Annotated in this window: 7 protein-coding genes and 1 pseudogene; 5 read left to right on the forward strand and 3 right to left on the reverse strand. The window is 40.2% G+C overall.

Annotated features, from left to right (window positions below; translation table 11 throughout):
* On the reverse strand, nt 1-729 hold a 729-nt coding region (locus O9295_RS14555; RefSeq protein WP_288033499.1), incomplete at its 3' end, for an RNA-guided endonuclease InsQ/TnpB family protein.
* Nucleotides 730-756: 27 nt separating this feature from the next.
* Between O9295_RS14555 and tnpA the strand changes: the two genes are divergently transcribed.
* Both tnpA and O9295_RS14560 read left to right on the forward strand, forming a co-directional pair.
* Entirely contained in the window at nt 757-1,056 is a 300-nt protein-coding gene (gene tnpA, locus O9295_RS27430) for an IS200/IS605 family transposase (protein WP_353851865.1), read from the forward strand.
* 170 nt (nt 1,057-1,226) lie between these two features.
* A pseudogene (locus O9295_RS14560) lies at nt 1,227-1,334 on the forward strand (transposase); the annotation flags it as partial.
* A gap of 349 nt (nt 1,335-1,683) precedes the next feature.
* Here O9295_RS14560 and O9295_RS14565 read toward each other — a convergent pair.
* On the reverse strand, nt 1,684-2,874 hold the full coding sequence (locus O9295_RS14565; RefSeq protein ID WP_147069401.1) for a DUF3747 domain-containing protein: 1,191 nt from the start codon (nt 2,872-2,874) through the stop codon (nt 1,684-1,686).
* Nucleotides 2,875-3,332: 458 nt separating this feature from the next.
* Here O9295_RS14565 and O9295_RS14570 point away from each other — a divergent pair, with 458 nt between their 5' ends.
* A complete protein-coding gene (locus O9295_RS14570) occupies nt 3,333-9,470 on the forward strand; it encodes a translocation/assembly module TamB domain-containing protein (protein WP_288033500.1) in 6,138 nt (2,045 codons plus the stop codon).
* A gap of 151 nt (nt 9,471-9,621) precedes the next feature.
* Entirely contained in the window at nt 9,622-10,113 is a 492-nt protein-coding gene (locus O9295_RS14575; protein WP_288033501.1) for a GNAT family N-acetyltransferase, read from the forward strand.
* Nucleotides 10,114-10,138: 25 nt separating this feature from the next.
* Here O9295_RS14575 and O9295_RS14580 read toward each other — a convergent pair whose 3' ends face one another.
* A complete protein-coding gene (locus O9295_RS14580; RefSeq protein WP_288033502.1) occupies nt 10,139-13,132 on the reverse strand; it encodes a plasmid replication protein, CyRepA1 family in 2,994 nt (997 codons plus the stop codon).
* Between the two features lie 485 nt (nt 13,133-13,617).
* Here O9295_RS14580 and O9295_RS14585 point away from each other — a divergent pair, with 485 nt between their 5' ends.
* Nucleotides 13,618-15,930, forward strand: a complete 2,313-nt coding sequence (locus tag O9295_RS14585) for a ribonucleoside-diphosphate reductase subunit alpha (protein ID WP_061432008.1) — start codon at nt 13,618-13,620, stop codon at nt 15,928-15,930.
* Nucleotides 15,931-15,933 lie beyond the last annotated feature (3 nt).

Here is a 15,933-nt window from a genome sequence, read left to right on the forward strand (position 1 = left end):
AGCTACTTTAGATTTCTGTTTTAATCTTTTTTGGCTTCCCTTTTTCTTCTTTGAGAGTTTACGTTGAGCCTTTTTTAGTCTTTTTTCCGACTTACGAAGAAACCGTGGGTTATCAATTTTATCCCCATTAGAGTCGGTTAAGAAATGGTTGAAACCTAAATCAATCCCTACTTCTTTTCCTGTAGAGTCAAAGGTTTCTACTCTCTCAATGTCTAAGACAAATTGACAATAAAAGCCATAGGCTCGTTTAATAAGCCTGACTCTTTTGATAGTAGATTTATCGAGAATCTCACGGTTAAAAGTGCCGATTAACTTTAATTTTCCTATCCCTGTTTTATCCGTGATGTGGATAAACTTTTTGTCTTCTGTTAGTTGCCAACCAGAAGTTTTGTACTCGACAGACCTTGAAAACTTTTTGAATTTGGGATAGCCTTTTTTTGCCAAACCCCTTTGACAATTGTCGTAGAAACGGGATATAGAAAACCAAGCTCTTTCGGCACTTGCTTGAGGAGCCATAGAGTTGAGTTTACCGACAAAAGGAAATTCAGGACTATTAGATAATTCGGTAGTTAGCCTACACAAAGTACCATAGTTAACCTGATCTTCTTTGGTAGAGTCCATCCAAAATCTTAGACATTTGTTCCGAATAAACTGTCCCACCCTGATAGCCTCTTGAATGGCTATCTTTTGGGAAGGATTGACTTTTAAATTAAACTCTATGACTCGCATCGATTCGACCTCTCAATGTGTTATATTATGAGTATAGTAATCCATTGTAAAAAGTGTCAAGAGAAAACTAATTATCGTAGAAAGGTTTTTGAGAAGGAGCATCTAGAGTTTTTGAGAATAGTTTTTCAAAACATAGCTGAGAAATGGGAGGCGAAGGTAATAGAGATTAACGGAGAATCAGACCATGTTCACATTCTTTTAACTTACCCCCCTCATAAACTGTTAAGTAGTCTAATCGCTAACTTAAAATCAACTTCTTGCCAGCTGATGTGGGATAACTTTTCAGACCACTTGAAAGAGATATATGGTCAAGATAATGGGACTTAGACAAAAAACAAATCGATAAAAGCCTCAACTCCAATCCCCGCTTGGGATTTACTTCGAGAAGCCCAAAATCGCTGAAACCCAGATATATCAAGGAAAATAATAAATCGAGGTTAACCCTTTGTCCCGTAATGGTTTGAGCCTTTTTTGCTGACCGAAAACGCCTAAGTCCCAATAAGAGAATTTTGTGGACAGGGGCATATTTTGTGGCTAGTTGTGGCGGTGTCACAATAGACCAACTTAAGAAATATGTCGAGAATCAAGACTCCCCTGAATATTAGCTGTGCTTCGCTGTTTTATGCTGGTCGGTTTTTCATCTCGTCAGTGAAACCGAGGGTTCCTTCAAACCGACATTTAAGGTAAAAATTAACAACCACAATCAGTCATCAGTAATCAGTAATCAGTAATCAGTGATCAGTAATCAGTCATCAGTCATCGGTAATTGGATAATATCTTTAGGCCTTTTTGAGATCAAACAGTGCTGGGCCTGGGAGTGAGCGGGGGGAAAATGGGGGGAATTTTTCCCTGAAAATTAGGTAATTGACTTCCTAAAAATGGATAAAACCCCACACCCCACATCCTACCCCTAGGAAAAACTTTTTGCCGCAAACCCTGATGGAGGAGAGGCCGTTATTTTTTGGCGGTTTTAACACAATCGAGGGTACGGACGATGGCGGCTGCTGCGTAGTTACGACGGGCGGGATCATTTGGTACAAAAGAACTACCCCGTTCGTTCAAGGGAGAGGCCACACCGCAAAATCCTGACATCTGGGTAATTAAACTGGCAGCCCAATGACCGGAAGTATCGGAAAAATTGACGGGGGTTTTAGTTTGGGCTAAATCGGGGGCTTGTTTTTGCTGAGTTTTCAGGTAGGTGGCGGCCTGTTTGAGAATCGCCATCAATTCGGCCCGGGTGATGGGGTCGGTGGGACGGAATTCGCCGTTAGCTTTGCCGGCAACAATACCATTGGCCCGGGCCCATTGGATTTTTTTGGCACTCCAGCGCGTCGCTTCTACGTCGTTAAAACTGCCGCTGCCGGGGGGAATCTCTTCTAGGTTAATTTTGGTGACAGTTCCCATCCCTTCAATAATCATCGAGACGAATTGTTCCCTGGTGACGGGATTTTCGGGGCGGAAGGTGTTATCTTCTTTAAAACCGGCCACTACCCCAAGCGCGATCGCTTTTTCAATCTCAGTTTTATAGATATCGCCGCTAATATCCTGAAAACTAGACCCAGAAATGGGGGGAGGAGTGGTTTCGCTGAGGGGAGGTCTGCCGGTGGCTGCGAGAACTTCCGCTTCTTTGCCGCTAAAGTAGAAGTGGCCTAAACTTTTGCCTTGGAAAGTACGACGGCTAAATCTCCAACCCGGTTCGAGGATAATTTTCATAAATCCCGTTTGCATTCCTCGGGTTCTTCCCACCACTAATTCCGGTCTGCGGGCATCCCGGGGAGTTCCCACTAAGTATAATTCGCCATTGCGTTCCACAATACGCAGGATGTAATCTAGCCCAAAATCCCGGCCATCCAGACGGATAGAATAACCATTACTATCGGTGGCGCGGCGACAAATGCCGGTAAAGTCAAAGTTGAGGAGTAGAGGGTCGATCATGACGGGATTTGAGCCGCTTTCGCTCCAACACTTCTGTTTTCCCTGGATTTGTTCCAAGACTAGCAGGTCAAATTTATTACCTCCGTAGGGACGAGCGATCGCTACTACCTGGGTCTGCTCGATGTCCTGTTCGTCAAAGTTGGCCGCTGGTGTGGCAGTTATGCCCAAGGTCATTAGGGCGGTTAGGGCGATCGATAATCTGGCTTTCATAATCTTTAATCTATAAGACGATTTTTGCAGTAAAAATAGACGTGCTAATCCCAATATTCTATGACTGAATGCTTCCGGTCGTTGTTCCAGACTGCGCCGGATTGTTGTCTGTCCGCACAAGTTTTCTCTCAATCTTCAATTTCCGAACCTATTTATCCTGGCAATATTCTGATGGAACTGGTGGGTTGATCAATATTAATTCGGTTAGCTGTTGAAACTGGGGAGATTTTGGCGAATTGTTGAAAATTTTAGCCAGCCATTCGAGTCTTAGGCTAAGATAGGGAGAGAGGCTTTTAATTGGCCGCAGCCCTTGACTTCCTCACAGGATTTAAGCCCAATAATTGCCTAAAAAATGGCAATTAATCGATTGAGGGCTATCAGTGCTGCGGTGAATTATCATAGTTCATTAGCTCTGGTGAGCCATTGCCCTTTCTTTGGTGTGTGTGAGGTAAACAATTATGAGTAACTCCCCTGGCGATCCTTCTCCTCGTCCTAATCTTTTTCTGAGTATCGGTCGATTTGTCCGCCGGCCTTCTACTTTAATTGTCGGGGGAATTACTCTCCTAGGAATTACCTCCCTTGGCTATTTTACGACTCGTTATTTAGTTTATGAACGTCTAACCCCAATTTTAGACAATATCTTCAGTGAAATGCTGCACAGACCTGTCAGGGTAGGTAAGATAGAGGGCTTTTATTTTAATCGCATTCGTATCGGTAAATCGGAAATTCCAGCTACGGCCAATTCTGCTGATAGTTTATCTATTGATGCGATCGAATTGGGATTAAATCCACTGCCCTTACTTTTAGGTCTGCCGCTGCCGGTTGATGTCAAGTTAATTAATCCCAGTATTTATCTCGATCAGGATAAAAATGGTCAATGGCTCGATAATTTAGAAAAAATAGCTAGTAACTTTGATCGGGAGGCACCCATTAGGTTAAATCTGGGTTTTCAGGTGGAGAAGGCAGCTATTAATATCCAACCCTATGCCCTGAAAAAACCGATAGAAATTAAGGCTGATGGTCAAGGAAGATTTATTGATAATCAAAGGCAGCCTCTCACCTACGATTTTAGCGCAGAAATCCTCAAAAGTCAAGTAAAAATTCAAGGAGAAACGGCGTTAAAAACGGGTGAAAGCCTAACTAATCTTCAGATCGACCGTTTAAACTTAAGTGAACTATTAACTTTAATTCCTAATCGCAATTTTCAATTAAATCAAGGACAAGTAAATGCTAATATTGCTCTCAATATTCCCAGTTGGGCAAAGCTAAATCAAAGTCAAGGTAATGGCAATTTTCAGGTGACGGAAGTAGCGGGAAAATTCCACCCTTTCCCCTATCCAATTAAGCTAACAACTAAGTTAAATTTACAGGGAGATAAAGTATTAGTTGAACAGGCGAACGCAAGTATTGGCAAGATTAAAACTGAGGTGAGAGGAGAAGTAAATTGGCAAACTGGTTATCATCTCAATGTCGCTCTAGAATCGGTGGATTTACAACAACTTTTAAGAATTATTTATCTGCAATCACCTCTAGATTTACGGGGAGAAGCACGCTCTACTTTTCAAGTGACGGGAAAACTAGATCAACCTCTAATTAAAGGAACTGTTAGCAACAGCAAACCGATTATTTTTGAGCAAATTCCTATTCAATCAATAACCAGTAATTTTCAAACAAATCTCAATCGTCTTAATTTAGATAAAATTCAAATTAAACCCGTCGCAGGTGGAGAAATTAAAGGAGAAGGAAAATTGCAGTTAAATATTCTGCAATCCCTGCAAAAAAATCAACCTCTTGACGGGACAAAAATGCCGATTGATTTGAATTTACAAGCCAATTTTCCCACGAGAAAAATTTTATCTCAACTGGCAACAATTCCCGCTAAAATTAATATAAACGATCTGCAAGCTAATATTAAAGCTAGGGGTAGTTTAGGACTGCCACAATTATTAATTAATTGGCAAATACCCAGGGTTAATCAGTCAGGATTAATCAATGTTGCCGGGGAGGGTAAAGTATTTTTAGGGGGCAACAAAATAAATTTAACCGATACGGTCATTAAAACAAATGGCGGCAAACTACAGGTTAATGGTAATGGTGATTTTACTAGCAAATTAGTCCAGGGAAAAATCACGGGTAATAACTTTTTATTGACTCCTTTTGTGCCTCTTGTTTGTCAATATTTAGATAGCATTTGCCCCTACCTAGAAACCTTAGAACCCTTAAATTTAGAGACAGCTAATATTCAAGTTAGTGGCAAAATTGACCAACTTAATATTAATACTTTAAACGGAGTTGCTAACTTAAGAATTAGCGGTAAACAAGGCACAATTTCAGTCAATAGTCAAGTATTGCAAGGAAATCTTCAGGCTAACGCTTTCTTAGCGGGATTGCCGATTAATTCCCTATTGCCTAACTTACCAACCCAGGTTAAATTACTGCGATCGCAAATTAATTTACAAGGTTATTTAGGAGAATTACTAAATAATAAAAATAATATTTTCAGCAGTTGGCAAGGTCAAGGTAATATGCAGTTATTAGTAGATAATAATCCTTTAATTGCCACAGCCAAACTGAATCAAGGTTTCCTGACAGGAACAGTTAATACCAGTGGGATTAGTCTTAATCCTCTAGTGGAAAATTTAACAGTTCCCGTCAGTTTAGGCAGGGCAAAAATCAGCTTTGCTGGCAGGATAAATTCTCTGATTAGCGGTACTTTAACGGATTTAAAAACTTGGCGCGGAGAGGGAGATATACAGTTATTTGTTAATAATCGATCCCTAAAAACTACCGCTCAACTGGAACAAGGTATTTTAAGCGGTATAGTTAATACATCTGGCATTAACTTAAATCCGTTTTTACCCAATATAAATATTCCTGTTAGTCTAGGGAAAACCCAAGTCAATTTCACCAGTGCAATCAAGGAATTGTTAGCGGGAAAAATCCCTAATTTGTCCACCGTCAATGCTAGGGTAAATACTCGGTTGTTAGTGGATAATAATCCGATTAATACTGATATTCAGTTAAACAACGGTATTTTTAATATTCTCAGTAGCTTAGAGAATTTTCAGACTAATCTTCCCATACCGTTGCATATTTCCCAAACCAGTTTTCAAGCAGCAGGAAATGCCCAAACTATTTTCGACTCCCTGCAAGAAAAACGACTCAACTTAAGCAGTATCAAAGCAGTTTTTAACTCTCGTATTAATGTAGCCAAAGGAGAAATTAAAGCTAAGGCACAACTGAATAATAATTTCTGGCAAAGTGATATTATTGCTGCTAATCTCGATCCCGCTGCCGTACTAAGACAATTACCAGCAATAAAATCAATCTCGATTCCAAAATTAGATTTTAGTGCCAATTTAGCGGGAAACATTCAAGAAATTTGGCAGGGAGTAACACCGATTCAGGTTAATAATCTTTCGGCACAGTGGGGAGAAAATAGCTTTGATGTGCGAGGAAATATTCTTTTGGCTAATCTTATCAGTCAACCCGATATCGCTGAGGTTAACTTAAATCTACGGGCAGCAACCGACCTTGCTACTGTACCCTTAACTCAGATTATATCGCTTTTACCGATCGATCCTCGTTTGAAACCCAGAGAATCGACACTGACAGGGAGCGGAGAATTTCAAGGACAAATCACGGGAAAAAATCTCTTAACTGCTTGGCAAAAAGTGGGAAATATACAAATCAAAGGAGATATAAATTTAGCGAATTTTAGCATTAATGATCGACCCTTTGAACCTATCTTAAAAGGAAGTATGCAAGCAGGAATCGGTCAAAATATTAGTTTAAATCTGCGAGGAAATCAGGACATTATTGACCTAACTTTCGATCCTTGTCAACAAAATAATTGTCTGCTGCCCTATCTTCCCTTAGGGATAAATATTCGCCAAGCTTTTGGAAATAAAACTCCTTTTTTAGCAACAGCTAAACGAAGCGGCGAAAATTTAAATGTTCAGATTGCCGATTTTCCCCTAGAAATCCTGAAAATATCTCCTACGGCAGCCTACAATGTTCCGGGGATTATTGCTGGACAAGTGAATGCTAATCTAGACATCAATTTATTTAACTTACAGGGACAGGGACAACTAGAGATTAACCGACCTAGTTTAGGTAACTTAATTGGGGAAAAATTAACGGCAAATTTGGTTTATCGGGATTCCATAGTTCAACTGCAAGAAGGTAGTTTACAAGCGGGTGCAAGTCAATATAATCTGCAAGGTTTATTTAATTGGCAAACCCAAGCAATAGAAGCTAAACTCAGGGTAGATCAAGGTTATATTCAAGATTTATTATCAGTTGCTAGTATCTATGATTTAACCAGTTTAATCAACCTTTTCTCCTCCGAGAGTAACCAGGCTATTCAACTTAGTCCCCTAGGAGTAGGTGACTCCGAAGCTTCCCTAGCACAACAGGTAAATTTGCGGGCAAAAATTGAAGAAATAATCCAGCAATTAGCAGGGGAAAGAGGGGTAGTCGGGATACCTTCTGAACTAGATTTTCGCGGCCGTTATCAAGCAAATATAGCCTTAACTGGGACTTTAAAAAATCCCGATCTTAGCGTACAATTTCAGGGCAATAGATGGGAATGGCGACCCCAAAGACCGACGGTAAATATTGTTAACCCTCTCGGAATTGTCACCACCGATACCCAATTAATTCCGATTGATGAAGTAACAATTAATCTTAACTTAAATCGTCAGTTGCTCAGGATAGAACCGATTAGATTAAAGTCACGAGATTCTTCCGTATTTTTAGCGGGTGATTTTTCCCTAAACAAAGTAGAGGGAACTTTTGCCGTGGAAAATCTTTCTCTGGATCTCTTGAGAAATTTTGTGCAGTTTCCCTTGGATGTATCCGGTAGTCTAAAAACTCAAGGACAAATTGCAGGAACCTTATTAAATCCTCGTATTCACGGTAATTTTGCCTTTATTGACGGTGCAATTAATGCCCAAAATATTAATCAGGATATAATTGGTTTATTTACCTATAGTCAGTATCGTTTTGATTTGCGGACAACCTCCTCCGAATCAATCCAAATCTATGCCAGCATTCCCTATCCTCCCTTACCGGGTAATGATCAATTAAAAATCCAAGCAAAATTGGGAACCGATGCAATCAAATTAATTGAAGCTATCAGTCAAAACGCCATCGAATGGGTTAACGGTGAGGGAGAGGTAGTTCTTTCAGCGACGGGAAGATTAGATATAAAAGAGGGTTTAAAAATCAAAGATTTAGAAGCAAATGGTATAGTTACTCTCAATAATGCCGCTATCCGCAGTGTTGCTTTTCCAGAGATTTTAACCGTAAATGGCCGCATTGGTTTAACCCCTGAAAGCTTAACAGTAGAGGAATTACAAGGCTCGATCGCTGACAGACAAATTTCTGTGGTGGGAGTTTTACCTTTCTTTCAAGCCATCAAAAATAATCCTAATCCCTTAACAGTTAATATTCAAGAGGGAGATATAGCAATTAATGGTCTTTATCGGGGATTAATTGCTGGGAATGCCATGGTAACGGGAACAATTCAGCAACCAATTATCGGGGGGAATGTGCGTCTTTCTAGGGGTAAAGTTTTTCTTCCTCGCACCGCAGAAATTAATCAAGAAACGGATAAACCAGTGAGTCGCTGGCTGCAGCCTCTCAACATTCCTCAGACGACAAATATTACTCCAGTTTTAAATAATTTCCAAGTGTCTTTAGCAGGATTATCAATCGAACAAGAACCTTTGTATCAATTTGATTTTAGTGGTGCTTTAACCTTGAACGGTCCGCTCACTCCACTGGAGAAATTACAAACCAATGGAGTGATTAATCTCGATCGAGGACGGGTTAGTTACATCGATACTCGTTTTCTTCTTAACCGACGCAATCAAAATGTTATTGTTTTCGATTCTAGTCGCGGGTTGGGACTTTTTAATCCCTTTGTTGATATTCAACTGCGAACAATTCTCAGCGAATTTTCTCAATCTCGCGATTTTGCTATCTCCCGTCCGGGGGGAGATTTTCCTAGCAATGAAATTCCCGATGATAGCCTCAATCGCATTCAAAGGATCGATGTCACCCTCAGCGTTGAAGGGGAATTAAACCGCTTGCTACCAAATTTAGGACGTAATATCAATGAAGTGTGCCAAATTCGTCCCGATAGTCTACCTTTTCCCCTAGAGGAAAACTATACAGATACAGAATTACAAAAAGCTGCTAATTGTTTACAAGCAGTGGCTTTTGCTAGAGGTGAAGATGAGGGATTGCTTAATACTCCCCTAGTTAAATTAACCAGCACTCCCCCCCGCAGCCAAGGGGAAATCGTTCGACTTTTGGGGGAACAATTGCTGTCGGTTTTTAATGGTTTACAGGGGAAAAATACAGAACAATTAATTCAATTTGGAGTGGTTCAGTTGGCGATTCCCCTCTTAGCCCAAGGAGTCGTGTATGATGTGGAGAATGCGGTTAGTAATGCGATCAGGGCAACGGATTTTAATATTCTTCCCAATTTGGAAACCGTCTATCGAGTCAATTCCCAGTCTTTTATCCGCTTTTCCTACGATTACAATTTGAATGAGTTTACCGTCCGCTATCAAACTCAATTTTAAAGTAAGATTGAGAGATCTAGCAGAATTCAGAAGTTAGGAGACAAGGCAAAATTAGGTTATACTTCATCCTGAGAATCAACCCGATAGGTAGATAGAAAATAAGAAATATTATTTTTTTACTTTTTACTTTTGACTTTTTACTTGATATTCTATGATTATTCGCGAGGCTAAAGAAACAGATTTACCAACAATTATCGAGATTTATAATGCAGCTGTTCCCACTCGCAAGGCAACCGCAGATTTAAAGCCTATTTCCCTGGAAAGTCGGCGAGAATGGTTTAAAAAGCACAATCCTGAACAGTATCCCATCTGGGTAATAGCGATCGAAGGTCAGGTGGTGGGTTGGCTGAGTTTACAGATGTTTTATGGTCGTGTCGCTTACCAAAAAACGGCAGAGGTTAGTTTATATGTTGCCCCCGATTATCAAGGTCGTGGAATCGGTAAATTATTAGTAGAATATGCCCTGAATCGCTGTCCCAAATTGGGTATATCTAATCTTATCTGTATTATCTTTGCCCACAATCAAGCCAGTATTCGTCTCTTTGAAAAATTCGGCTTTCAACGATGGGGTTATTTACCTCAAATTGCCGATCTAGACAATTTTCTGGCTGATGTGGTCATTTTAGGCAAAAAAGTCGCTTAAATAGACAATTTTCCCCATAGCTAGACTATAATTCTAGACTTAATTGAATATAAGCATTTTCCGGTTCGCCTAGAGATGGTTTCTGGGGGAGAGAAAAGAGATAGTCCTCATACCAAATCTCAGAACTTCCCGCACATTTTTCATCTCTAAATAACCATTGTTGAAACACTTGTTCTCTACCATCCTGAGGGGCAACAATCTGATAAACTTTTAGAGATTTTTTAGCAATTCTCTGGCTGCCCTTGCTGGTTAATTGATAACCTAACAAGTTCAAACAATTACGAATAATCGTCAGAGGACGGGAAGTATTAGAGAGGTTAATCTTGGTGATAGTTTTAATCTCGTTGCGGTTTTTAATGGCGATTTCGGCCATTTTTTGTAAATCGGCATCATGATTAGTTAATTCTCTTTCAGGGTTAGCTAATAATACGGGAATTCCCAACACTTCTAACGTCCCGATAATCACTCCTAATTGACTACCATTAAAATCGGGAATAAATAAACTTCCCTGACCTGATTCTATCAGTTTACGGGCAATTAAAGCATCTCGATCGCACAAAAATTGTCGCCCAATTGTCAAAAAGTAATGTAAGCGTAGTTCTTGATACCATCCTTGATCATCTTTAATCACTAATTGCGGTGTGACGGGGATTCCATAGCGTTTGTATAGGTCATATTTCCTGATAATTCTCCTTTCTTTCACTGACTTAATTAACTGTTTTTTTAGCCAACGATATTCTGATTCCGTGATCTCAGAAGCGCTGGCAATGGCCTCGCATTCAGAACGATAATTATGTTCCCTAATTTCTTCAATTGCTGCCGTTAACTGATTATTTATTTCTAGTTCTTCTTCCTGATTCCGTTCTTTAATTCTATGACCTTCTGCTTGTAAAATACCTAGAATTGACTGACGATAATTAAGCATATAAGCATTTACTCGCACAGCCATTTTTGCCCAGCAGAGGAGAGATTCCGCTTGAAAAGTTGTATCTAAATCCTCCAGAGATTCTAAATCTGACTGGTGTAATAAGCGAATATTAACCTCCGTTAGTCGGTGTCCAGAGGTGAGAAGTTTGGGGATAGAAGTGGAACCATTGCCCACCTGATTAAATCCGTACACTGCTGACCAAATATAACGAGGAATATTCTCTCTAATTCTCCCTAAAAATTGAGCGATAGAAGTGGGAGTTTGAATTCCCTGTGCTAAACACCAAACCGAGGTAAAGTGTTGCTGAATATCAATACTAATTCCCGTTTCGATCGCAGGACTAGCTAGAACTATATCATAGTTAAGCAACAACTGATTTAAATTGCCAATCGCTTGATAGGCAGCGTGACCATAATCTGGCAATGACTCTGAATCTATCCGCAGAATTTTCTTCTGAGGGAATTGCTTTCTTAGATAAGATTCTAGGGTAATTGTCCCCCATTTGCTGGTTAATTTTTGTGCCGATAGACAAACAAAAGGTTTTCCTCCCTCTTTAATATGTTCAACTAAATCCTTAACTAGCTGTTGGGGAGTATTATCAGAGTAGTTATAAACTTGCCAAGCTTGCTGATAATTAGGTTTCCACTCGTTACTAATCAAGAAAGTTTCTAGTTTAATAGCCGCTAAAGAAGTTAGATATTCTAGGGAAATATCACTTAAATCAGCATCAGCAACTAAGACTTTTCCCCCACTGCTGACCACAGTTTGTAGCAGAGACTTTAAAGACTTTAAAATTGCTACTCGATTAGCTTTACAAGTATCCCCATTTAACCCATGCCATAGGACTTGTTCGATCTCATCGATAATAATCATAGCTTCTTGCCAATCTTCCGCTTGAAATTTAGCTTGTGATTGGGGATGGAGAGAGTCAATACATAAACCATAACCGTAAATTTGTGCCGCAGGATTATCCCTAATTTTGCTGATATAGTTTAAACCAAAGCGTTGACATAGCTCCTCTACCAGTTTGACTCGATGACCAATAACTAAAACTTTTTGTTGATTGGCAATAGCCTGTTTAACTATCTTAGCTAAAAACTCAGTTTTTCCTGTACCTTTAGCCGATTTAATCGCCATTAACTGCGCTGATGTAGGGATAGCAATATCTGGCAAGTAACGGCTATTTAACTCTAGATGAGGTGGGAGAGTTAAACTATTTAAACTCGCTGCCTTCCAAATTTCCCAAGAGGTAGCTTTTTGATAGACTTGTTGGAAGTAATCTTCTCCTCGATTGATTAGTAAATCATCCACCCCTTTACCGTCAGCAGCATCCCAAGTAACTACCTTTACCTGACAGTTAGCCTGACTGAATAGATAACCCATTCTCTGTAAAGCTAAATTAACCGCTTGTTGGTTCTTTGGTTTAGTTTCTTGATCAAAAACTAGATAAATCTTTCGTCCGGAATTAGCTAATTTTTCTAGCTGCGGAATTAGATGAGATTTGCCGATTCTTCTACCTAATTCGTCCTTGGGAGTACGATAACCATTGTGAATTCCGGGTAAGGCAATTGCCACATAACCTGCTGTTAGTAATGCCCCCGCTTTTTTCGCTCCTTCCGTAAGACAAATAGGTATCTCTGGATGTTTAATTACCCAGGACCAAAAACCGAGATCCTCTTGCTTATTATCCACTTCTTCAGTTAAAATATTAATACTGATATGCTGGGCTATCCTTTGCCAAATTTTCAGGGGAACCCGCAAAGCAAAGACTCCCGTAGGGGTTTGGGGAGGATGTTCGTACTTAATCGGTTTAGCCTTATCAAAGCTTAAACGGGGAAAATCGGGCTTAAAACAGCCCCAAAGGTCATAATTACCCGTTAATAAGTCAATTCCTGAACACCACCAACCGCCTTGACTGATATGTTCATAACGCTTGAGAATATCATCCCTAACTCTGCCATCATTGCGTCGCGGTAATTCTTGGGAGTAGAGTAGGTATTCACTGGGAGATAACCCCGCTAAACCGGTGACATTGAGATCGATTAACTCCGCGTCCACCCCGCTATCACGCCATTCTTCTAAATATTTCATCCTTGTCCTCTACTCGCTAGACGCTATATATAGCGTTTTTGTCCTATTATTCTAGCGGTAAGCCACTAAATAGCGAAAAGAGAAAATTTCCTCTCTCAGAGGTTCTCAGAGGAAATTTGACTTTTAATCCACTCTTGTCTTAAATTATCGAAAAGTTAAGAACAAATAAAGTCTGACCACAACCTCCTCAGCAGTCAAGCAGAATCGGATCAAAAGTATTTTGTCAATCTGTTTTTGCTATCAAAGAATAGTTCTTTTGTCAAGCATACAAAAGAACTGTTTTCTGGGAAAAATCAAGAATTTTTTCCGGAAAATGTCATCCAAAACACTGTTTTTAGGGAACAAAATAATCCTGGCTATACCATATATAGAGTGATAGGATTATTTAACACGCTAGATGTTGTGTTTTCCCAGAAAATCTGATAGAATACTCTAGTACAAATAGATTAATTTGTCAAGTTTTTTAACGCCGCAATTTTCCAATTATGCAATCGAAGCCCTTGACTACTGCCGTTTCCATTCACAAAAATAACGAAGTAATACCCTTTCGTTCTACCCCTTTAGCTAATATGGGCAGCCATGGAATTAGAGTGATTCGGCGCGATGGTTCCACCACAAGCTTAAATATCGGCAAAATTCGCGACGTGGTAGAGTGGGCTTGTGAGGGCAAAAAAGTCAATTCAATCGCCTTAGAAGCGGGTTTAACCACACGCCTGCGGGATGGGATTACCACTAGGGAAATACAGGATAATTTAATTAATTGCGCCCTAGAAATGTGTAGTCCAGAGGAACCGGATTGGCGCTATGTGGCGGGAAGATTGCATATTTGGAGTCTTTGGAAAGATACCTTAGTAGCCCGGGGTTATCAGTACGGAAATTACGAGAAAACTGTCAAAACTCAAGTTAAAAAGTTGCTATACGACGAAAGGATTCTCATCTATTCCGAGGCAGAATTAAAAGAAGCTGGTTCTTGGATTAATTCCGATTGGGACATCGATTATGATTACGCAGGGGCATTGTTAATCACTAGCCGTTATTTACTCAAAAATGAGTTACCCCAAGAGGCATTATTAACCTGTTCCTTGCTGCTTGCCACTGTGGAAGAACCAGCTAATAGACTCCCCTGGGCGAAGAAATTTTATCAAGCGATTGCTCAAAGAAAAATCTCTCTCGCCACCCCAATTTTAGCCAATTTACGCACTCCCAAAGGTTCCTTAACCAGTTGTTTTATCCTCTCCATTGACGACAGTTTAGAAAGCATTTTCGACGAGATTACTAATGCTGCCCGCATCTCAAAAAATGGTGGCGGTGTCGGGGTGAATGTGAGTAGAATTCGCGCCACTGGTAGCTGGGTAATGGGGAAAGCTAATGCTTCCGGGGGGATTATTCCTTGGATTAAATTACTCAACGATACAGCTATTGCAGTAAATCAGGGGGGAAGACGCGCCGGGGCAGTAACTATCGGTGTTGACATCTGGCATTTAGATGTGCCAGAATTTCTGGAAATGCAGACAGAAAACGGTGATCAAAGACGCAAAGCTTATGATGTTTTTCCCCAATTAGTTATCACCGATGAATTCATGCGTCGGGTGATAAATAAAGCCGAGTGGACATTAGTAGATCCCTACGAAGTTCGCAATAAATTAGGTATAGAATTAGCGGAACTATGGGGGGAAGAATTTGAAGAGGCCTATCGTTTAGTAGAAGCTAATTTAGATCAAGAGATTCTCCTCTATAAAAAAATCAATGCCCGGGACTTATTTAAAAGTATCATGCGTTCCCAAGTAGAAACAGGAATGCCCTACATTGCCTTCAAAGATACCATCAATCGCGCTAATCCTAATAAGCACGATGGCTATATCCCCGGTGTAAATTTATGCACGGAGAGCTTCTCAAATGTCACCCCCGATAAAACTGCCCATTGCTGTAATTTAGTTAGCCTTAATTTAGCCAATATCGACAGGGAAGAAATCGAGTCTAATTGTCAAATCGCTGTCAGGATTCTCGACAATACTATCGATATCACTAATCCTCCCTTTGATAATGCTAAAAACCACAACGATAAATATCGCACTATTGGGGTAGGGGCGATGGGATTGGCTGACTGGTTAGCTAAACGGAAATTATCCTACAATAACCTGTCAGAAATTAGTAATTTATTTGAAGAAATTGGCTATTGGTGTACCTATTCCTCGATGGAATTAGCCAAAGAACGCGGTGCTTATCAAGCTTTCTTGGGTAGTGAATGGAGTCAAGGTAAATTAATCGGAGCAAAACCAGTGGCATGGTTTTTAAATAATGCGGTGCAACCGCAAAGATGGCAACAATTAGCCGCAGATATTCAACGATTTGGCATCCGTAATTCCCATATTACCGCCATTGCTCCTAATACTTCCTCTAGTTTGGTACAGGGATGTACCGCTAGTGTTTTGCCGGTTTATAGTCGCTTTTTCTACGATAAATGGGCAAAGGGAACCGTTCCCATCGCACCACCTTTTATTGAAGAAGCTTTCTGGTTTTATTCAGAGAACAAAAATCTCGAACAGCAGCAAGTGGTGAAAGCGATCGCTACTATGCAAGAATGGATCGATACGGGGATTTCTATGGAGTTATTATTCAACCTCAATGAAGGGGTTTATTTCCCCGAAGAACCCAACCGTTGTCTCACTGCCAAAGATATCTTTGATACCCTAGTTATGGCCTGGGAATTGGGGTGTAAAGCGATTTATTATATCCGTACCGTACAAAAGGACAATTTTCGAGAGTCTGACGATAGTTGTTCTAGTTGCGCTAATTAAGGT

It is taken from the genome of Microcystis sp. LE18-22.4A (assembly GCF_027531105.1).
Lineage (GTDB): Bacteria > Cyanobacteriota > Cyanobacteriia > Cyanobacteriales > Microcystaceae > Microcystis > Microcystis aeruginosa.